The sequence below is a fragment of the Marinobacter sp. AL4B genome (assembly GCF_019916045.1).
Taxonomy (GTDB): domain Bacteria; phylum Pseudomonadota; class Gammaproteobacteria; order Pseudomonadales; family Oleiphilaceae; genus Marinobacter.
Window position 1 is genome coordinate 1,205,721 of record NZ_JAILWZ010000011.1, and the last position, 21,090, is coordinate 1,226,810.

The window sequence follows — 21,090 nt, forward strand, 5'->3', positions numbered from 1 at the left end:
TTAGACCCCGTGCTGGCGCACGTAGGCGAAAAACTCATCACTACCGCCCACATACTCGGAGCCGACCAGAATCTGCGGCACCGTGTAAACCGGCTGACCTATCCGTTCCGCCACATCCTGCTTGCTCAAACCCTGCTTTACCATATCAACCCAGGTGTACGGAATGTTCTGGGATTCACACAGGTCTCTGGCTCGCAAGCAAAACCCGCAACTTGTACGCCCGTAAATAGTGACCTGTTCCATAACAACCTCCTGCAACAAGGGTTAACCCTTGCGGTGAATAAGAAAATAACGTCAATTGCGTTGAATGATGACATGTGCAGGAAAAATTAAAAATTGATCCTGCACATAGTGCTCATAGTAAGTACCGATACTGAGCCGGTGGTGACCCAACTCAGGTTTTCAGGCGCTCTAACTCCCCGTCCAGCACCTGGACCTGTCCGTCCAGCGCTTCGCCACTTTGACGAACCCGCTGCGCCAATTCGCGCAGGTCCGTGGCCGCATCCCCGATCTGGGTCAGGTTGCGGTTGATCTCTTCACTCACCGAGCTTTGCTCTTCTGCCGCCGTGGCCACTTGAGTAACGTGCTCGACGATCACGGCAATGCGATCAACAACCGTGGCCAGAGAGTGGGCTGCTTCCTGCGTGCCATCCACAGCGCCTGAGGCACGGTCTACCCCATGCTGGATCACCGACACAGCTCCCGTAACATCTCCTTTCAACGCTTCGATCATATCGCTGATTTCATCGGTAGATTCACGGGTTTTCGAGGCAAGGCTTCGCACTTCATCCGCCACCACCGCAAATCCTCGCCCTTGTTCGCCAGCCCGGGCAGCCTCAATGGCAGCATTCAGCGCCAGCAAGTTGGTCTGCTCGGCTATGCCACGAATCACTTCAATGATCCGATTAATCTCTTCACTACGCTGCTCCACATGCCCAATCGCAGAACTTGCCTGCCCCATATCATTGGCAAGCGCGCCCACCTCTTTGACTGCTGAGCCCAAGGTGTCCTGGGTAAACTGGATGCCGTCGCGGGCAGCACGGGCATTATCTGCCGCTTCACCCGCAAAACCAGCCACCTCGCCTGCTGCTGCGGACATCTCATTCATTGCGGTAACCACACTATCGATATCACCGTGCTGTTGGCCGGTTTGATCATCAATGTCGCGACTGACCGCCCCCATATCCGTGGCCTGGGCTCGCACTTTGACATTAACCTCTTTCAGATCACTGATCATTTCTCTCAGGCGGGTGAGGAATTGGTTGAACCCGCCGGCGAGATCGATGAGTTCCGCGTGGGTATCGATATCCAGCTCGCGCGTAAGATCACCCTCCGCACTGGCCAGATTCTGCATTCTGTCGCGGATTTCATTCAGCGGCCGGGTCACCGAACGTACCAACAGAATCAACAACACGATGGCCACCAACACCACGATCGTTGCAACCATCGCCTGTCGTGTCGCGGTGTTTGCTACCTCGGCCGACAACAAGCCGATAATGTCATTCACACTGGCAAGAGCGACCTCCCGGGGCGCCTCGATCAACAACGACCATTGGCTACCCGGCAGCGCGACCTTAACAGGATACGCGACAGCAAGGGTGTGTCCGTCATCGAAACGACCATCCGTTTGATGCAATTTGGTGAATGTCGATGCCAGTTCGGGCAGAGCCTCCTGCAGCGGCCGTCCCAGATATTTTTGGTAATGGCTGGAAGCGGCAATAAGACCTCGCTCACTCAACAGCGTCACTCTCGACTCGCCCTCATACAGCTCCCGGCTGACTTCTTTCACCATGCCCTGTAACGTGGTGAGGTTGATGTCGATGCCAACCACACCAGCGAATTGCCCCTCGCTTAACACCGGCACGATCAGGCTGGTCATCAACTCTGTATACCCTTCCTCGATTTCGTAGTCGTACGGCTCCAGCAGACACGGCTTGAGAGAATCCATCGAACACAGATACCACTCAGCCTCGCGATCACCAAACTCGTTGCGCGCATCCAGATACTTTTCCGACGAGTCTTCGGTGCGACTGAATTCAATCTCGCCTTCCGGGTTTCTGAAATAGTAGATATCCAGTGTGCCGGCATCGCTGCTGTGTTCTGCGGCGCCGTCTTTGAAAAACTCATCCAGCCCATCGTATGCATTAGGCTCGAATTGGGCATAGATAGCACTCAGATGCGGGTGTGCTGTCAGCACCGCTCCAACCGTATCCTGCAGCGCCCATCGGCTCATGCGCCCGTACTTATCATCATCGATATTCTGACTGACCAAAACCCGAAGCATTTCCGGTACCTGGTAAGCCGTTTCAAACTCGCCTGCCACCAATTCACCGTATTGGCCAGCGGTTGCACCGAGTTGCTCCATCACAATACCCTGTACGGTATCGCGCGTGTCAGCGGACAGACGCTCCTTCATGTCACCCAGCGACCATTGCGCCGTCAAAACGATACTGAGGCTGAGCAGCAATAACAGTGCGATCACCAGGCCGTATAGCTTGAAACGGAGCGAAAGGTGTTTCATAGAAACCAAAACCTATTAAAGTAAGCGTTAAAACCCATAGTAGAACATGGAGCGCCCATGGCGTACCTGACCCTGTTTTTGACATCCTTTGCGGCCGCCACGCTGCTACCCGCGTATTCCGAGATACTGCTAGGCACTTTGGCCAATCAAGGGCTGCCACTGTTTTGGCTTTGGCTCGCGGCCACCCTAGGAAACACATTGGGCTCTGTTGTTAACGGGGTTATCGGCCGGCAAGTCGATCGCTTTAAAGACAAACGCTGGTTCCCGATTAGTGAGATGCAACTGCACAAGGCCCGAAACCGATTTAACCGGTACGGGCAATGGTCACTGTTACTCGGCTGGCTACCATTGGGCGGGGATGCCCTGACACTCATTGGGGGCGTGATGCGAGTGCCCTGGCTGAACTTTATTGTTTTGGTAGGAATCGGCAAAGGCCTCCGCTACGCCCTCGTCATCTGGGCGGTTCAGAAGGCCTTCAGCTAGTGTTACTCGGGATAGAGATAACGCCGCAGACTGTCTTCGCCGTTAAATTCCGAATACAACACGGCGATAAAGGTATAAACGCCAATCAGCTTACGGTTCAGGAACACAAACTCCTTGGGCGGCACCCGAAAGTACCGGCTGATGGCCGAACGGGCAGCCTGCTTGGCAACTCGGGACGGTAAGTCGCTTTGTCGCCAGCGGTATTCACCCTGGCTGTTTACCGCGTAATCGGGCCACTGGCTTCGATCCTGGGCCAAGGGTTCCAATACCGACATACACACGGAGCCAAACTTTTCCAAAACAGCTTCTGGCCATTCACGGCTCATAAAGTTGAGCGTCACACCACCATCGATGACGGCTTCGAGATCCCCTTCATAGGAGGCTTTGATCATCTGAATGACCGGCGCGAGGAATTCGTCGGAATAACTTTGCACGGCACCGAAATCGAGCAACACGATTTTGTCCTGCCCGCTGTCTTCACCCGGTTCGTTGGCAATTCGAATTCGATAGTTGCCAAAGTTTGGGTCGGTCTGAATTTCACCCCAATCGAACAGCTCACTGAAGAACAACTCTAGGGCCGCTTTCCCCAGTGCGCTGCGCCGTGGCTGTGGTAATGCGGCTACTTCAGGAGAGCTCACGGAATGACCGTGTTCGTAGGTGGAAGCGATGATATGATCGGTCGAATACTCCTGCAGCACCCGAGGTACAACGAATCGTGTGTCCTCACTGAGCATTGTTCGGAATTTTTCAGTGGTGCGCGCTTCCAGCCGATAATCGACTTCGCGGTGCATCATCTCTCGGACTTCTTCCAGCCAGTCATTAAACTCCGGGCCAAAGCTAACCAAGCGAGCTACTTTCAATAATTGGGCCACTGCGTTCAAATCACTGTCTACGGCATCCGCTACCCCCGGATACTGAACTTTCAACACCAGTTCCAACCCATCGTGTTTCCGAACTGCGCGGTGTACCTGTCCCAAAGACGCAGCCCCGATAGGCTCTGGATCAACCTCCAACTCGGCCAACCGGTCAGCACCCATTTCGGACTTAATCACACGCTCAATGGCTGACCACTCCAGCGAAGTGGTCTGATCTTCCAACGTGTGCAGCGCTTCGGTGACTTCGTCCGGCAGAAAGTGTTCCCCGTAAAGCGCCATCACCTGGCCAATTTTCACCACACTGCCTTTGAGTTTGCCCAGCTCGTCCACCAGAAAACGGGACTGACTAGACAGCATGGCACGGTGCCGCTGATCGCGGTTTTCTTTACTGCTGAACCAGTTCGTGGCCATGTGGGAGGCCATGCGGGTACCGGCGAACAAACCGGCCTTGGTCAGAGACAGGCGGCGCTCAAAGCTACCAGTCTTGATGCGAGAAACAGATTTTCCGGACTTTTTGGTAGACATGAAGAACCTGTCTTAATGTGAGGTGTTCGAATATGTGGTCAGTTAAAGATACCGCCCAACAACTCTCACGCTACATTATATCGACACTGCGCGCAGACCGCTTATCCCGTCCGCCCCACGAGGATTGTTATACGGGCCAATGTGTGCCGCTTCACCAGCCCTGTTTGAACTCGACGTTCTGCCCGTTTAGCCCGCTAATCAGCTCTTTAACCAGATGCTGTTCCACGTCGTACACCGACACATCCGGCACAAAATGACTGACCTGCGACATCGACATGCCGGCATACCCACACGGGTTGATGCGCGAGAATGGTTCCATATCCATGTTCACATTCAAGGCCAACCCATGAAACGAGCAGCCTTTTCGTACCCTCAATCCCAGCGAGGCGATTTTTGCACCGTTGACATAAACACCCGGCGCATCAGGTCGGGGCGCTGCCTCGATAGCGTAATGGGCTAAGGTGCGGACGATCGCCTGTTCAATCTCATCAACAAGCGTCCGAACGCCCAACTTGCGCCGAGTCAGATCAATGAGCAAGTAAACAACCAACTGCCCGGGACCGTGATAGGTAACCTGACCTCCCCGGTCCACCTGGATAACCGGAATATCACCCGGCAAAAGAATGTGTTCAGCCTTACCTGCCTGCCCTTGGGTAAACACTCTGGGATGCTCGAGGCACCAAAGCTCATCAACCGTGCTTTCATCGCGGGATGCGGTGAAAGATTTCATCGCTTCCCACGCTTCCATGTACGGCTGTTGCCCTAGAGAGCGGACGATAAGATCTGTCATCACAGCACCATGTGAACGCGGCCAGTAGCCTTCAGTTCTTCGAACAGCGCTTTAAGCTGTGGTTCCCCGGTGGCCACAATCTTTACCCGAACCGAGCAAAACCGACCGTTCCGGCTGTCATTTACGGTTATGTCAGCCTTATCAATACCCGGCGAATGCTTCTCGACAATGGCCGTAACCACATCGATGAAATCCGGGGCGGAGTCTCCGATCACCTTAATCACGTAATCACAGGGAAACTCAATTTTCGGTGCTTTCGGCTCAGTCATACCGCCCTATACTCCCACGTCGTCGCGGTTGTTCCGCGCGTTCTTAATTGAATAATTGAATGAAAAAGAGCTTGATAGAATCCCACAGGCGTTTGAACAGGCCGCCTTGCTCAATTTCAGTCAGCGCCAGAACCGGTTGCTCGACCACAGTTTCGCCATCAAGCAGCACACGTACTTGCCCCAGTTCCTGACCCATCTTAATGGGCGCTTTGATCACAGAATCAAGGTCTACCGTAGATTCCAGTTTATCGCGGGAGCCTCTTGGAATCGTGACATACACATCTTCAGCCATACCAACCGAGACTTGATCAGCCACACCACCCCAGACATCCGCCGCCATCAACTCTTGGCCAGCACTGAACAAGCGCTCGGTTTCATAATAACGGAAACCGTAGTTCAGCATTTTCTGCACTTCCTGCGCGCGGGCTGCTGAGCTGCTGGTACCCATCACTGAGGCAATCAAACGGGTATCATTTCGCTTCGCTGACGCAACAAGGCAATAACCCGCTTCGTCGGTATGACCTGTTTTCAGGCCATCAACACTGTCATCACGCCACAGCAACGCGTTGCGGTTCGGCTGACGGATGTTGTTGTAGGTAAAATGCTTCTCGGCATAAATCGGGTAGTTTTCGGGGTAATCTTGAATAATGGCCCGCGCCAGAAGTGCGAGGTCATAGGCAGTAGAGAAATGATCCTGTGCCGGCAAACCAGTAGCATTCCGGAAGTTCGTGTTCTTCATGCCAAGCAATTGAGCTTGCTGGTTCATGATATCGACAAACGCCTCTTCGCTTCCGGCAATGAACTCTGCCAAAGCCACCGAAGCATCGTTGCCTGACTGGATGATGACACCTTTCAGCAAATCGTGAACGGTCGCCGTGGTGCCTTCACGAAGAAAGGTACGTGATCCTTCCGTACGCCACGCATTTACACTAATGGGCACCATGTCCTGCATGGAAATTCGACCTTCATCCAGTTCACGCTCAACGATGTAAGCCGTCATCATTTTGGTCAGACTGGCCGGCGGTAGGCGCTCGTTGCTGTTGTGTTCCATGAGCACACTGCCACTGAGCGGGTCCATCAGCACCCAGGAGCTACCGGCTACTTTGGGCGCCGAAGGTATCAGCACGGATTGCGCAGATACCTGCGCAGAAAACACTGTCAAAGACAGAGCCAGAAGAAAGATTCTAGTAAACATTTTGAAAGCCATGGGTTGTTTCATTCGCTGTCAGAGGTTTGTCTTATGTGTTTTCTGAACTCAGAGGGTTCAGTGTGTGTCCGTAAGAACAATGGAGTTGCCGAAACCTTTTGCTTCAATCAGGTTCTGGGCATACCGGGCATCATCTTCGGTGCCAAACGGGCCCACTTGCACCCGGTGGAAGCGCCCGTTACTCGTTGAAACTTGCCGCACCCGGACGGGATCATCAAGCTCTCGTTGAGCACGAGCGAGCATTGCATTCGCTGGCTCCAGGCTACCAAAAGCCCCTAGTTGCACAAACAACGCCTTGCGGGCGTTTTCAACCGCCGGCTTTTGGGGCTCGACAGGTTCCGGAGCCGGTTTGGCCATCACAGTTTCGCCATTCGGGCTATAAGGCTGCCCAGCCAAAAACATAGAGCCGCCGGGCTTAACGGTAATGGCCGCCACTTCTACGTGCGCTGTACCGCGGGATTGATAACCCAGTTTCTTGGCCGCCGCGTACGACAAATCGATCAACCGGTCACCATGAAATGGGCCCCGGTCGTTTACACGAACAATCACAGAGCGGCCGTTATCCAGATTGGTCACTCGGGCATAGCTCGGGATGCGAAGTGACTTATGGGCAGCAGACATGCTGTACATATCAAACACTTCGCCATTCGACGTTTTATGGCCATGAAACTTTTGCCCGTACCAACTGGCGGTTCCCCGCTTTACGTAACCATCATTCGACTCCACCACTTGGTAGCTTTTGCCCCATACTTTATAGGGCGACTTGTTACCCGCCCGGCGGGGAGCTTCGTAGCGAGGCTCGGCATCGGCTAGGCCGCTGACGTCGTAATCGCCGTCTGGCGCACGGTCTTGCTTCATGGTGTATCGTGACGAATGATCGACCTCAGGTGTACTGGAGCAGCCAGATAAGACCACTGCGATCAACGCCACCAAAAAACCCATGTTAAACATATTCGCCATAGCTGCGCGCAACTCATCGTGTTGGTTTGTCAGAGCTTACTGACCTGCAATATTGTAACGGGTTCCCCCTGGCCTTAACCATTACCGGCCAGCCATGATTCACCTGATGTCAGGCGGTAATCATCCGGCGATGGGTGTGGATCGACATAAGCACCCCGAAAGCTGCCATTAACGTGACTCCCGAAGTTCCACCATAACTGATTAGCGGCAAGGGCACACCGACCACCGGCAATAGCCCGCTGACCATTCCCACGTTGACGAAGATGTAAATAAAGAAGGTCATAGTCAACGCGCCAGCCAACAGTCTTGCATAGGAATCCTGAGCCGACACCGCGATGAATAGACAGCGCAGGATGACCAAAAAATATAAAGCCATCAGCAGCATCATGCCAACAAACCCAAATTCTTCGGCTAACACAGCAACGATAAAATCGGTGTGACTTTCCGGTAAAAACTCCAAGTGAGACTGAGTCCCCTGGAGCCAGCCCTTGCCGTCCATCCCGCCGGAACCGATCGCAGTCTTAGATTGAATAATATTCCAGCCGGCTCCCAACGGGTCGCTCTGTGGATCCAACAAGGTAAGCACACGCTGTTTTTGGTAATCCCGCATGACAAAAAACCACATCAGCGGCGCGGAAACCGACACCACACCAAAAAACGCAGTGATGAGTTTCCAGCTCATGCCGGCAAAAAACACGACAAAAATACCCGCCATACCCACTAGCAACGAAGTTCCCAAGTCAGGTTGCTGGACAATCAAAAACATCGGAAGCAACACGATAAACAATCCGACCATTACACGCCCAAACGTAGGCGGGAGGAAGTAACGGGAGAGATACCAAGCGGCCATCATCGGCACCACCAACTTCATCAATTCTGACGGTTGGAACCTTGGTAGCCCGGGGATTGCCAACCAGCGTTGCGCGCCTTTGGCCCCCACTCCCACCAGCAAGACCGCCACCAGGCCGGCCAGCCCAAGTACGTACAACCAAGGCGACCAGCGTCGGAATACGGCCGGGTCAAGCTGAGCAAACACCAGCATCACAGCAAAAGCCACGGCCAGCCGGATACCCTGTGCTTTGACCACATCGATGTTTCTATCCGCACCGCTATACAAGACAAACAAGCCGCCGCCAACCAGCAGCAGTAACAGAAACATCAGAACCGGGTCCAGATGCAATATGCTCCATATGCTGCGCGAACGGCCTAATGCGTTATCCGCCGGCCCTTCCAGAAAACTCTTCCCCAGCGCCATCAGTGCTCACTCTCACTTTGGTCTGACAAGCCCGCTACTTGCGCGGATTCTGCTGCCGGAAACTCTTCCAACCAGGCATCAAACAAGCCTCTGGCTACGGGGGCTGCGACACTACTACCACCGCCAGCATTTTCGACAATGATGGCCACGGCAATTTTTGGATCGTCGGCTGGCGCAAAACCAACGAATAAGGCGTGATCCCGAAGCCGCTCCCGGATCTCTTCGGCGTCGTATTCCTGGTCTTTCCCCAAACTGAACACCTGTGCAGTTCCGGTTTTGCCTGCCATTTTGAAATTGGCACCGCGTGCGGCTCGCCGGGCGGTACCTCGAGCTCCGTGCATCACTTCTTCCATGGTATCGACCACATATTCCCAATTTTCCGGATCTTTCAGAACCAATGGCTTGTGGGTCTCGGCTGGCAAAAACTCTGACGCGGTCCCCTCGCCACGAATATCTTTCAGCAGGCGGGGTTCAACCCACTCACCCCGATTAGCGATCAGCGCTGTTGCCGTCGCTAGCTGCAACGGTGTCGCCAGAAAGAAGCCTTGGCCAATCCCCATGTTTACAGAGTCCCCCGGGTACCATGGCTGGTCACGCATCGCGCGTTTCCAGCCGTCAGAAGGCAACAAACCGCTCAAAGCCCCGGATACGTCTAGGGTTGCGTCTTCGCCGAAGCCGAATGCCGACAAGTAATGATGCATGGTATCGACACCCATGTCGGCGGCCACATCATAAAAATAGACATCGCAAGACTGCGCCATCGCATGTTTCAAATCTACCCAACCATGCCCGGAACGTTTCCAGTCACGGTACCTGCGACCGCCTTCGCGTAACTGGAAATACCCCGGATCCCAGATTTTCCGATCACGGGTTGTCACTCCGCTATCCAGCGCTGCCACCGCCATCATCGGTTTAATGGTTGAGGCTGGTGGATACTGGCCACGCAGCGCCCGGTTAAATAGTGGCTTGTCGATGCTTTCGCTAAGTGCGCGGTAGTCCGCCACGCTGATACCTGTTACGAACTTATTGGTATCGAAACCGGGCACACTTGCCAGCGCCAAGATGCCACCGGTGGCCGGTTCAATTGCCACAATGGCTCCGCGTCGCCCTTCTAACAATTCATGGGCTTTGCGCTGAAGGCGCAAGTCCAGATGCAATTCAAGGTCCTCACCCGGCACAGGGTTTTCACGCTCCAGTACGCGCAAAATACGGCCTCGGGCATTGGTTTCAACGTGCTGGTAGCCAACCCGGCCGTGCAAGACTTCTTCGTAGAAGCGTTCGATCCCGGACTTGCCAATGTAATTGGTACCCGCATAGTTAACGGGATCTATCCGATTCAACTCTTCGCGATTAATACGGCCAACGAACCCTAGGGCATGGGCAGTGAGATCACTGTGGGGGTAGTAACGAACTAATTCAGCGGTAACTTCTACACCGGGAAATTCATGCCGATGAACGGCCATCTTGGCGATATCAGATTCCCCCAGATCATAAAACAAGGGAATCTCTTGGAAAGGTCGTCGAGGCTCATTCAAACGCTTTTTGAAGCGTTCGAGGTCTTCGTCGGCAATCGCGAGAATACGCCCCAAACGGGCCAGTGTGTCGTCAATCGGAGCCGCCCGCTCGGGCACGATGGTTAAACTGAAGACCGGCCGGTTCTCCGCTATAAGTTCGCCGTTTCGGTCATACACCAAACCACGAGGCGGCGGCACTGACTGAACCTGTACGCGGTTTTTATCAGACAGCGTGGTGTACACATCATGCTCAACAACTTGCAACTGATACATGCGTGCCAACAGCCCCGTCATCAGCAGAACGACGAATAGCAACATCACCAAAGCACGACGCTGAAATAACCGGCGCTCTGCCGCGGTGTCTTTGAATTCACCCCAAGCCATAGTTCACCTTAGGCCCGGTGATAAGGATGATTACGTGTGATCGACCAGGCACGATACAGTTGTTCTGCTAGCAGAATACGGACCAGAGGGTGAGGTAAGGTAAGCGGAGAAAGTGACCATTGTTGATCGGCACGTTGTCGGCAAGCGTCGGCTAAGCCATCCGGGCCACCCACCAGAAACGACACGTCCTGACCATCTTGCTGCCAGCGCTCCAGCTGGCTAGCAAGCTTTTCCGTTGACCACGGACGCCCGCCCACTTCCAAAGCAACCACCGTATCCCTTTGGCCCACAGCGGAAAGGATCGAATCGCTTTCACGCTGCATAAGTCTCGGGATATCGGGGTTTTTGCCGCGGTGAGGCATGGCAATTTCAGTCAACTCGAGGGGCAGCTCCGGAGGCATCCGGCGCACATAATCGTTATACCCCGCAGTGACCCAGTCGGGCATCTTCTGCCCCACGCAGATCAAACGCAGGCGCATGATTACTCGCTGCCTGCCGCACCAGCTTCTGGCGCATCACGCCAGAAGCGTTCCAGGTCGTAGAATTCCCGGGCTGCTGGCAGCATCAGATGCACAACCACATCGCCCAGATCGACAAGAATCCAGTCGCTGCCCGGCGCACCTTCTACGTTATTGGCTCGCATTCCCTGCTCTTTTGCCTCGATAACCACGGAATCCGCCAGTGATTTCACGTGCCGGCTAGAAGTACCCGATGCGAGAACCATAAAATCAGTAACGCTGGTACGATCACGAACATCAACCACGCTGATGTCTTGCGCCTTGATGTCTTCCAGCGCGTTTACGACCAGATCTTTCAGTTGTTCTGCCTGCATAATGACCCTGTGTTCCGGGCGCTGGCCCAGATGGCCGCCCGATTAGTGATATTCAAGCGCGATTGTAGCACTAAAAGTTTCTGTCAGGGCAGGCACCATAAAGGCCTTGCTCATGAATTCTCTGCAACACCGAATCGGGTAGAAGGTAACGAGGTGAAAGTTCGCCAGAAATTCGTTGGCGAATCCCGGTTGCTGATATCTCGATTAACGGTGCGTCAAACTCCAGAATTTTTCCGGCAGGGGCCTGCCACAGATCTTTTTCGGTTACTGCACGGCGCTCTTCAAGCAGGCAGCTGGCTGCACTCCCGGCCGGCAAATCCGACCCCGGCCGTTTAACCACAACGATGTGTGCCAAGGCCGGAATATCCTTCCACTCTCGCCACTGATCAAAGCTGGCGAAGGCATCGGTGCCTACCACCATCACCAAAGGCTTTGCAGGGCCCAGCTCCTGTCGCAGTTGCCGCAGCGTATCGGCGGTGTAGGATGCCCCGGCGCGCTGCAATTCCCGGTCATCAACACGCAACTTCGATTCGCCAGCAAGCGCAAGCTGAATCATCTCGAGCCGCTGAGCGGAGGTTGCGCCGGTATCACCTCGATGAGGCGGTATGTGGCAAGGTACCAGATCCACTTGCTGCACCTGCAGCGCGTCTGCCACTTCCAGCGCCAATCTCAGATGTCCGTGGTGGATCGGATCGAAGGTTCCGCCGTAAATAACGTGCATCAATCAGGCCCGGATGTGGCCATCGCCAAACACCACGTATTTTTGAGACGTTAAGCCAAGCAGCCCAACCGGACCACGGGCATGGATTTTGTCGGTGGAGATACCGATTTCAGCTCCCAATCCATATTCGAATCCGTCGGCAAATCGTGTTGAGGCATTTACCATTACCGAACTGGAATCCACTTCAGTCAGGAAACGACGCGCTCGGGTGTAGTTTTCGGTTACGATGCTTTCTGTGTGCTGAGAGCTGTAGTGGTTGATGTGATCTATGGCGCCGTTCAACCCCGCTACCACCCGCACCGCAAGAATCGGTGCAAGATACTCTTCGTGCCAATCCTCTTCACTCGCAGCAACGATGCCGGGGAGAATGTTTTGTGTTTGCTCGCAGCCCCGCAATTCAACACCTTTCGCTTTAAATTCTGCCGCCAGCAACGGCAGCATGTCTTCAGCAATTTCCTCATCCACCAGCAAGGTTTCCATGGTATTGCAGGTGCCGTAGCGATGGGTCTTGGCATTGACCGCAACTTTGAGAGCCTTCTCGGGATCAGCGTGACTGTCGATGTAGACGTGGCACACCCCATCAAGGTGCTTGATCACCGGTACTTTGGCATCCCGCGAGATTCGCTCAATCAACCCCTTCCCGCCGCGAGGCACAATCACATCCACATACTGTGGCATGGTGATCAATGCCCCCACTGCGTCTCGGTCAGTGGTTTCAACAACTTGAACCGCAGTTTCCGGCAAGCCGGCAGCGGCTAAGCCCTGCGCTATGCAGGCAGCCACGGCCTGATTAGAGTGGATAGCTTCAGAGCCGCCTCGAAGAATCGTTGCATTGCCGGACTTCAAACACAGGCTCGCCGCTTCAACGGTTACGTTTGGTCGCGATTCATAAATGATACCAATCACCCCCAATGGCACCCGCATTTTTCCCACCTGAATACCGGACGGGCGATAGGTCATATCCGTAATCTCGCCTACCGGATCTGGCAAGGTTGCCACTTGTTTCAGGCCTTCGATCATCGTATCAATGCGGGCTGGGGTCAGCTCTAGTCGATCAAGCATCGCAGCGTCCAACCCGTTGGCCCGGCCGTTCTCCAGATCTTTCTGATTGGCCTGCGCAAGCTCTGCACGAGCACTGTTGAGTGCGTCTGCGGTGGCTGAAAGCGCGTGATTTCTCACTTCAGTCGTTGATCTGGCAACTTCTCGGGCGGCGGCCCGAGCCTGCTGGCCGAGCTCCGTCATATACGCTGCAACGTTCATGGATATACCTTCTTATATGCAAGCTAAATCTAAAACCGGTGGGTTACTTTACCTTTCCCGTTTCAAGTCCGCACCCCAAACGACTATTATACCGCTGCACAGGATTCAATATTCAACGGATGTGCCGGTATAGGACTGTCACCATGCCCCAGTTGGCCGAAAAATTTCTGCCTAGCAAGCTGTCGAAAATAGGCTTCGTTGTTCTCGCGTTAACCGCGGCGGGGTTTGCTGCCTTGAGAGAACCACTAGCGGCGGCCGCAGCGGCGTCTACAGCGGGCCTGTTTCTGACCGGCATGCACGGCAACCGCCGCAGACAATTCATGCCGTGGCCACAGTTGCGCATACTGTTTTTTATTACTCTGAATTTAGCCCTGTTTATCGCACTATGGCGCGGCCCCTGGGCTCTGAGCCACTGGCTGTATGCCCTCCCCCTGATCACTTTCGGGTTTGTTCCGGCTTATCTGGCAACCGTTGTAACCATGATTGGCGTTGTGTTTGTGATATCCAGCACACAATGGTTTATCACGCTACCCGACCGGCACCAGATGATCAGCGCCTTTTTGCTCTCCACACTGCTCGGAGCAATCCTGATTCTTCTTCAAAAATACAAAGACCGCCAGCTCAAGCCCTTGCGCCGCACTGATCAGCTAACCCAAGCGGCAAGCCGGGAATACTTGTCAGCAGATTTACACAAGGAAATACAACGCAGTGAGCGGGAAGGCACTCATCTTTCGGCCATGGCAATAGGGCTCGATACCCACCTGAGCGATACTGATCCGGATGCCGACATCAGCGCTATTCTGCCTCGCATCGGCCGGTACCTGCATTCGCAGCTTCGGGATTTCGACACCTATTACCGAATGGCCGATTTGCAGTTTCTGGCAATACTGCCGAGCACCAATACCGCAGAAGCCGCGGATACCGCCGAACGCATTCGGAATGGACTGCGCACCCTGATGACCTCTCACGGCCTGAAACTGACCGTCAGCGCTGGCGTTGCCGGCTTAAACATTGGCGATGATGCTGACAGCCTGCAAATCAGCGCTTCAAATGCACTACGGCGCGCCCAACAGCAAGGTGGTAACCGAACACAAGCCTACAGCAATCCGGTACCCAACAACCTTTCAGGTACCAAAGGGGCTGCACAATGACAGAAACCCGGCTAAGAACCTGGTCCCACAGCGTAGCCTACACGCTGGCGGCTGTTTTTATCAGCGCATTGGCATTCCAAAATCTGCGCTATGGTTTTTATCAACTGTTCTACCTTGCTTCAATGATGGCGACACTGCTGTTCGTGGGCCTGATCTACACGTTTATTTCTCGCCGTCAGCAACTGTCAGCGCCGGGGCACCTGATCATTCTCAGTCTTTTAAACGCAGGATTGCTCATTTCCTCGCTGACTCTCAATGCGCCGGGCATCAGTCACTGGGCGATGCCGCTTCTGGTTCTCAACCTGACCATTTTGCCGCTTCGCCAAGGGCTTGCGTTGTCAGTTTTATTGGTCACAACGGTGTCCGTCTCATTGCTGGTAGAACAACCGTTCGCTGACGCGCTTATATCCAGCTCAGGGCTGATGCTCATGCTGACGGTGGTCGGGTTCTATATTTGGGGTTACGACTACATGGCCCAATCTGCTCAAAACCTATCCACCACAGACCCGATTACGGGCGCTCATAACGCTCGTTTTCTTGATGAAACACTGCAAAAAGAAATCAGCCGAGCCATTGCCACCGGACACCCGCTTTCTGTTGTTAGCATCGGCCTTAGCTATGCAGAAGAAATTCGGGATCTGCACGGAAAAAACGGGCTACAAAACTTGCTAAAGAACATAACCGAGCACCTGTTCGAAACCATTCGAACCGGTGACACTCTATACACCGTCAATGAATCTGAATTTTTCCTGATCCTCCCCTTCACACCCGAAGAAGGCGTTCGAGTGATAGCTGAGCGCATCCGCCGCAAGCTCATAGAGCACAACTGGCCCGAAATCGGCAACGTTTCCGTTAGTCTGGGGTGCACCACTCGCGGCAATGGCGACACCAGCACCTACTCATTGCGGTCTCGCGCCACAAGCGCCATGGAAGAGGCGCACACAAGAGGTGCCAATTCAGCTTGGTTTAGCCCCGGAGAACCTGTTAAAGCATGACCGAAACTTGGCTTAACGAGGCAACAACATGGGTCGCAGCCAACCCTGGATGGCTTGCGCTGGCACTCGCTGCCACGGCCTTTATTGAATCTCTCGCCGTGGCGGGCATTATTGTGCCCGGCGTGGCGATGCTGTTTGCGTTTGCGGCTTTAGCCGGAAAATCCGGCATGCCGCTGTCGGAAGCCCTTATCTGGGCGGGCGCAGGAGCTGTGGCGGGAGACGTGTTGAGTTTTACCATCGGGCGGATGCTTCAGGGTCGCCTACATTCAGTTTGGCCACTGAGCCGCTACCCTAAATTGTTAGCCCGCGGGGAAACGTTTTTCCATGCCCACGGCGGCAAAAGCGTCATCATTGGTCGCTTTGTAGGCCCTATACGCCCCATCATCCCTTTAATTGCCGGTGCCTTTTACATGCCTTGGCAACGCTTCCTTGCGTTTAATCTGCTGTCTGCGGTCGGTTGGGCGCTGACTTACATTCTGCCGGGCTACCTGGTTGGCGCGGCACTCGCGACGGGCATTCAACCGCCGCCCCATTTCTATTGGGTCCTCGGCATCAGTGGCGCCGCATTGCTCATTGTGTATCTAATCACGCTTAGAATGCGACTCGGTCTTGGTGAAGGCAGTCGGCTGTATCACTGGCTAGAAACGCGCATGGCGGCCTATGATGCCACCCACAGATTCTGGCGTTTATACACGAGCACCCGGCCCGCCCGCAGCGGCGAATTTCCGCTGCCTTCACTAATGATGGCCACCACGGCCTTGGCACTGTTTTTGATTCTCGCCCAGTTGGTCACGCTCAGCGGCCACCTGCTCTTGCTCAACCAATTGGTCAGTGAATGGTTCCAATTGCTCCGGCAACCACTGCTGGACCTACCAATGATCGCTTTTACGCTTGCCGGCGATCCTCCCGTTTTAGTCGCAGCCGCGGTCTTGGCAACCGCATGTCTTGCGTTCCGAGGCTACTACGCGGCCGCCATCCACATCATCACAGCAGCCCTACTGACTGCCGTCAGTGTATGGTTACTCAAGGCAGGCATTGGCATAAGCCGTCCCGATCAGGTGCTTAGCCCCCCTGAGTCTGGCGCTTTTCCCAGTGGCCACACGGCCGGCGCTACGGTTTTAGTGACACTGGCTGCTAGCTTCATTGCCGCCGAAAACACTCAAAAACAACGATGGCAAAGCTATGTATTGCTGTCGTTACCCCTGATTCCGATAGCACTTAGCCGACTTTACCTCGGGGTACACTGGTTCACTGACGTTTTAGGGGGATTGTTTCTGGGGCTGACGATTACCGGCATTATCCGAGCTAGCTATAGCCGCTATGACCGGGTCCCGATCAAGGCTGATGCGGTCTCCTGGATCGCTCTCATCATTTGGGTGGTGTTTGGCGCTTTTTACATCGGCGAGCAATGGGGTTTAGCCATACAGAACTATACTCCTAGGCCCTAACCGTCGCCTTCAAGCGCTTCCAACAGACGCTGTAGTCGGTCAAGACGCTCCAACGGATCTTGCAGCTCGGCCAAACGTTGTTTTTCGGGGGTATCCAGGGGTAATAATTCCGTGAGACGCCATCCAACATGCCGTGCGTCGTCAAAGTCCACCTTCATGTCGAGATTCTGTATCGCGGGGTGCCGAAACAGAGCCCGAAGCACCGAAGGCAATTCATGGTAACGCTCCGGCACACCGCTCTCGACTTCGGACATCAAGCATTCCACGTCACCCAGATTCAAGCCGTCTTTTTGCTGCCAGGTTCGAACCACCGTCACCTTGCTTTCACCCTCTACCGTGATGCCCAACAATCCATTATCCAGCTGCTGGAAATCAATGATGCGCACGTAGGTGCCAATGTCGTAAAACGCCGTGGTCCTCGACGTTTCAGGGCCTTCCTGCAAGAGCACAATCACAAAACCGCGATCTTCCTTCAGGCATCGGCTCAACATATCAATATATCGAGGCTCGAACAGCTGCAAAGGAATGCGCCCTTGAGGCAAGACAACGGAATTCAACGGAAATATAGGCACATTCATATGGGTTTCATTCACTGCAAAGCAGACCCCGGTTGCATGTTAATTTAACGGCCAGACAATAGCTTCTGAGCTTCATTTACCCGATCTTTCGCTTCACTGAGCACTTGCAGACTGCGGGATGCATTCAACTCCAGCTCACCCAAGCGGCGCCAAGCGGGCACCTGATCAAAAGCCGGTAAACCGCCACTCTTGCTGGAACCAATCATGGCGTGCATTTGAGCCACAATCACGATATCCACAAGCTGAGGCGAGGGGTCGCGGCTCTCATAGCTCCAATCTTCGGCATAACGAGCCGCTTCAATAAAGTTTTTAGGAAACGACCAATTCTCCAAGACAGCGCAACTAACGTCCGACCGCAACTCCGAGATAGCATGCTGCAGGTTCTTTTCGTCTGCGAACAGATTTACATGCCTCTCGGCCTGCACCAGCACCGGCACCACGCCCACATCGTGTAACAACCCCGCCAGCATCGCTTCTTCCGGGTTCACGCCCGTTGCATGGTCTGCTAAAACCCAACACAAAGCCGCCACCTCGCGAGAATGCTGCCACAAGGCTTCCATCTCTTTCTTTAACGTGGGTTGCTGGGATTTGAATACTTCCCGCATAGCGAACACCGTCACCAATTGCCGGGTTGTTCTCATCCCCAAACGAACCACCGTTTCTTGAACGCTTCGAACGTCACTGAAACCACGGTACAAGGGACTGTTGCAGGCGCGAACCAATTTCGCCGCCATGGCCGGGTCAGCCGACACTGCTGCAGCAACCTCGGTTGCACCAGTATCTTCTCGTTCAACAAGCCGTCGAACTTTCCAAGCGACATCCGGCACACTTGGCAGTTGTAACTGGTTCGATCGCAGCTTGGCATAGAACTCCATCAACAACTGGTGCTCTTCGCTCTGACCAACCTCGTCAACCGATGATGCCATCCCATCCTGCGCCACTGGGGCATCGCGCAACAGCTGGTTGAGAATTTCTTGCTCAACAACCAGCACCTCACAAAGCTCCAACGCTTTAACGTCGTACATTCGCGGCTGGAGCCTCGCGATCGGGTTAACCGCCTTGTCGGTCCCCGCCTGAATGACCGAATTTCGGCCATCATGAGATGCCAACTGCACCGAGCCGGAAATCAAAAAGTAATCCAACCCGTCACGCTCTCCGCGTTCGAGAATTTTCGCGCCCCGCTTAAAGGCCCGGCGCTCGGCCCGGTTTGCCAACACCACGAGCTGACCATCTGTCAGCCGGCCAAGGGGATTAAAATCTTTCAACCGACGAAGCGTTAGCCGTTCCTGGCTTCCCATAAATAAACTCTCAAGATAATGAATATCGTTGTTACATATTCTAATCACACACGACCAAAACAGCCATGCGAACGCACTGAATCTGGTATCCTCTGATGTTTACAGCTTTTAATATAGCTTTAATAAGATCAATCGGGAGAGAAAAGCACATCATGCCCCAGTATCGTTCGCACACATCGACAGCCGGCCGGAACATGGCCGGAGCTCGCGCCCTATGGCGTGCAACTGGTATGAAAAACGAAGATTTCGGCAAACCCATCATAGCCGTCGTTAACTCTTTTACCCAATTCGTGCCGGGTCATGTTCACCTGAAAGATCTGGGCCAGTTGGTCTGCCGTGAAATTGAAGAAGCCGGCGGTGTTGCCAAAGAATTCAACACCATCGCGGTTGATGATGGTATCGCCATGGGGCACGACGGCATGCTGTACTCCTTGCCATCCCGTGAAATCATCGCCGATTCGGTTGAGTATATGGCCAACGCGCATTGTGCCGACGCGCTGGTGTGTATCTCCAACTGCGACAAGATCACCCCGGGCATGCTGATGGCCGCCCTGCGCCTGAACATCCCCGCTATTTTTGTTTCCGGTGGGCCGATGGAAGCCGGCAAAACCAAGCTGTCTGAAAACAAGCTTGATCTGGTCGATGCCATGGTGATCGCCGCCGACCCGACCGCCACCGACGAGAAAGTAGCCGAATACGAGCGCAGCGCCTGCCCCACCTGCGGCTCCTGTTCCGGCATGTTTACTGCCAACTCCATGAACTGTTTGGCTGAAGCCATTGGTCTGGCACTACCGGGGAACGGCTCAATGCTGGCAACTCACGCTGACCGCGAACAACTGTTCCTGAAAGCCGGCCGTCAGATCGTGGAAAACACCCGACGTTATTACGAACAGGATGATGACAGCGTACTGCCTCGCAGCATCGCGTCACTCGAATCGTTCAAGAACGCCATGGTCATGGACATCGCCATGGGTGGTTCAACCAACACTATTCTGCACCTGCTTGCTGCCGCTCAGGAAGGTGAAGTGAACTTCGATTTAGCCGACATCGACCGCTTATCCCGGGAAGTGCCGCAGCTGTGCAAAGTGGCGCCAAACTCGCCGAAATACCACATGGAAGACGTGCACCGCGCGGGCGGCATCATGGGGATTCTGGGCGAGCTGGACCGCGGTGGTTTGATCAACAGCAATTTGCCAACTGTTCACAGCAAGACCATGAAAGAAGCCCTGAAAACATGGGACATCATGCAATCGCCCACGCCTGAAGTGATCGAATTCTACAAAGCTGGCCCTGCGGGCATTCCGACCCAAACCGCATTCAGCCAGAGCACTCGCTGGCCAAGCCTTGATGGCGACCGCGAAAGCGGCTGCATCCGCTCGGTTGAAAACGCCTACTCATCCGAGGGTGGCCTTGCGGTGCTTTACGGTAACATCGCCCTGGACGGTTGCGTGGTAAAAACTGCCGGTGTTGATGAAAGCATCTTTGTCTTCGAAGGTAAGGCTAAGGTGTTTGAAAGTCAGGACTCTGCCGTCGCCGGCATTCTCGACGATGAAGTAAAGTCTGGCGACGTGGTTATCATTCGCTACGAAGGCCCTCGCGGCGGCCCCGGCATGCAGGAAATGCTCTACCCCACCAGCTACCTGAAATCCAAGGGGCTAGGTAAAGAGTGTGCTTTGTTGACCGATGGCCGGTTCTCAGGCGGCACGTCAGGTCTATCTATCGGCCACGCGTCCCCCGAAGCCGCTGCCGGAGGTGCCATAGGTCTGATCGAAGACGGAGACACCATCCTGATCGACATCCCGAACCGCTCGATCAACGTGCAGCTCAGCGATGACGAGCTAACCGAGCGTCGCCGCCTACGTGACGCAAAAGGCTGGAAGCCGGATCAAACCAGAGAGCGCAAGGTTTCAACAGCCCTCAAGGCTTACGCTCTGTTGGCAACCAGTGCCGACAAGGGCGCGGTCAGAGATTCGTCCAAACTGGACTGACCCGCCCTACCAATAAAAAAGCCCGGATCAGTCAGA

General features: G+C 54.4%; 20 protein-coding genes. 5 read left to right on the forward strand and 15 right to left on the reverse strand.

The genetic code is table 11. The annotated features are described in order from the left end of the window. Both K5L82_RS09605 and K5L82_RS09610 read right to left on the reverse strand, forming a co-directional pair. Complete coding sequence (locus tag K5L82_RS09605) at positions 1-243, reverse strand: GrxA family glutaredoxin (RefSeq protein ID WP_133006364.1); 243 nt, start codon at positions 241-243, stop codon at positions 1-3. A 151-nt stretch (positions 244-394) separates the two neighbouring features. After that, positions 395-2,521 carry a methyl-accepting chemotaxis protein gene (locus K5L82_RS09610; protein ID WP_223133948.1) on the reverse strand — a complete coding sequence of 709 codons (2,127 nt, stop codon included), beginning with the start codon at positions 2,519-2,521 and terminating at the stop codon, positions 395-397. A gap of 57 nt (positions 2,522-2,578) precedes the next feature. Here K5L82_RS09610 and K5L82_RS09615 point away from each other — a divergent pair, with 57 nt between their 5' ends. Next, a complete protein-coding gene (locus K5L82_RS09615; RefSeq protein ID WP_133006366.1) occupies positions 2,579-3,004 on the forward strand; it encodes a YqaA family protein in 426 nt (141 codons plus the stop codon). A 2-nt stretch (positions 3,005-3,006) separates the two neighbouring features. On the opposite strand, the gene K5L82_RS09620 is transcribed toward K5L82_RS09615, so the two are convergent. The 11 genes from K5L82_RS09620 to K5L82_RS09670 all read right to left on the reverse strand — a co-directional run bounded on the left by K5L82_RS09620 (position 3,007) and on the right by K5L82_RS09670 (position 13,596). Beyond that, a complete protein-coding gene (locus K5L82_RS09620) occupies positions 3,007-4,404 on the reverse strand; it encodes an ABC1 kinase family protein (RefSeq protein ID WP_133006367.1) in 1,398 nt (465 codons plus the stop codon). Between the two features lie 151 nt (positions 4,405-4,555). Next, a complete protein-coding gene (gene lipB, locus K5L82_RS09625; protein WP_223133949.1) occupies positions 4,556-5,194 on the reverse strand; it encodes a lipoyl(octanoyl) transferase LipB in 639 nt (212 codons plus the stop codon). Next, a complete protein-coding gene (locus K5L82_RS09630) occupies positions 5,194-5,463 on the reverse strand; it encodes a YbeD family protein (RefSeq protein WP_133006369.1) in 270 nt (89 codons plus the stop codon). Before K5L82_RS09630 ends, lipB begins: the two co-directional genes overlap by 1 nt. A 43-nt stretch (positions 5,464-5,506) precedes the next feature. Further along, a complete protein-coding gene (locus K5L82_RS09635) occupies positions 5,507-6,682 on the reverse strand; it encodes a D-alanyl-D-alanine carboxypeptidase family protein (protein ID WP_223133950.1) in 1,176 nt (391 codons plus the stop codon). A 45-nt stretch (positions 6,683-6,727) separates the two neighbouring features. Next, positions 6,728-7,621 (reverse strand): septal ring lytic transglycosylase RlpA family protein, encoded by an 894-nt coding sequence (locus K5L82_RS09640; RefSeq protein WP_410505859.1) that lies wholly within the window; start codon positions 7,619-7,621, stop codon positions 6,728-6,730. Between the two features lie 118 nt (positions 7,622-7,739). Continuing rightward, on the reverse strand, positions 7,740-8,885 hold the full coding sequence (gene rodA / locus K5L82_RS09645) for a rod shape-determining protein RodA (protein WP_223133952.1): 1,146 nt from the start codon (positions 8,883-8,885) through the stop codon (positions 7,740-7,742). After that, positions 8,885-10,783, reverse strand: coding sequence for a penicillin-binding protein 2 (mrdA, locus tag K5L82_RS09650; RefSeq protein WP_223133953.1), 1,899 nt, complete (start codon positions 10,781-10,783; stop codon positions 8,885-8,887). Before mrdA ends, rodA begins: the two co-directional genes overlap by 1 nt. 8 nt (positions 10,784-10,791) lie before the next feature. Continuing rightward, complete coding sequence (rlmH, locus tag K5L82_RS09655) at positions 10,792-11,262, reverse strand: 23S rRNA (pseudouridine(1915)-N(3))-methyltransferase RlmH (protein WP_223133954.1); 471 nt, start codon at positions 11,260-11,262, stop codon at positions 10,792-10,794. Between the two features lie 2 nt (positions 11,263-11,264). After that, positions 11,265-11,615 (reverse strand): ribosome silencing factor, encoded by a 351-nt coding sequence (gene rsfS / locus K5L82_RS09660; protein ID WP_133006375.1) that lies wholly within the window; start codon positions 11,613-11,615, stop codon positions 11,265-11,267. Between the two features lie 70 nt (positions 11,616-11,685). Next, a complete protein-coding gene (gene nadD / locus K5L82_RS09665; protein ID WP_223133955.1) occupies positions 11,686-12,336 on the reverse strand; it encodes a nicotinate-nucleotide adenylyltransferase in 651 nt (216 codons plus the stop codon). Between the two features lie 3 nt (positions 12,337-12,339). Beyond that, complete coding sequence (locus tag K5L82_RS09670) at positions 12,340-13,596, reverse strand: glutamate-5-semialdehyde dehydrogenase (protein ID WP_262492561.1); 1,257 nt, start codon at positions 13,594-13,596, stop codon at positions 12,340-12,342. Positions 13,597-13,739: 143 nt separating this feature from the next. On the opposite strand from K5L82_RS09670, the gene K5L82_RS09675 reads away from it, so the two are divergent. Genes K5L82_RS09675 through K5L82_RS09685 form a run of 3 tightly spaced genes read left to right on the forward strand, consistent with a single transcriptional unit; the run spans position 13,740 to position 17,190 of the window. Next, a complete protein-coding gene (locus K5L82_RS09675) occupies positions 13,740-14,747 on the forward strand; it encodes a GGDEF domain-containing protein (protein ID WP_223133956.1) in 1,008 nt (335 codons plus the stop codon). Next, a complete protein-coding gene (locus K5L82_RS09680; protein WP_223133957.1) occupies positions 14,744-15,742 on the forward strand; it encodes a GGDEF domain-containing protein in 999 nt (332 codons plus the stop codon). Before K5L82_RS09675 ends, K5L82_RS09680 begins: the two co-directional genes overlap by 4 nt. Then, a complete protein-coding gene (locus K5L82_RS09685) occupies positions 15,739-17,190 on the forward strand; it encodes a bifunctional DedA family/phosphatase PAP2 family protein (RefSeq protein WP_223133958.1) in 1,452 nt (483 codons plus the stop codon). The genes K5L82_RS09680 and K5L82_RS09685 overlap by 4 nt, the downstream gene beginning before the upstream one ends. Here K5L82_RS09685 and K5L82_RS09690 read toward each other — a convergent pair. Then, positions 17,187-17,768 carry an LON peptidase substrate-binding domain-containing protein gene (locus K5L82_RS09690; protein ID WP_133006381.1) on the reverse strand — a complete coding sequence of 194 codons (582 nt, stop codon included), beginning with the start codon at positions 17,766-17,768 and terminating at the stop codon, positions 17,187-17,189. The genes K5L82_RS09685 and K5L82_RS09690 overlap by 4 nt on opposite strands. 44 nt (positions 17,769-17,812) lie before the next feature. Beyond that, entirely contained in the window at positions 17,813-19,066 is a 1,254-nt protein-coding gene (locus tag K5L82_RS09695) for an HDOD domain-containing protein (protein ID WP_223133959.1), read from the reverse strand. A 152-nt stretch (positions 19,067-19,218) separates the two neighbouring features. Here K5L82_RS09695 and ilvD point away from each other — a divergent pair, with 152 nt between their 5' ends. After that, complete coding sequence (gene ilvD / locus K5L82_RS09700; RefSeq protein ID WP_133006383.1) at positions 19,219-21,054, forward strand: dihydroxy-acid dehydratase; 1,836 nt, start codon at positions 19,219-19,221, stop codon at positions 21,052-21,054. Positions 21,055-21,090 lie beyond the last annotated feature (36 nt).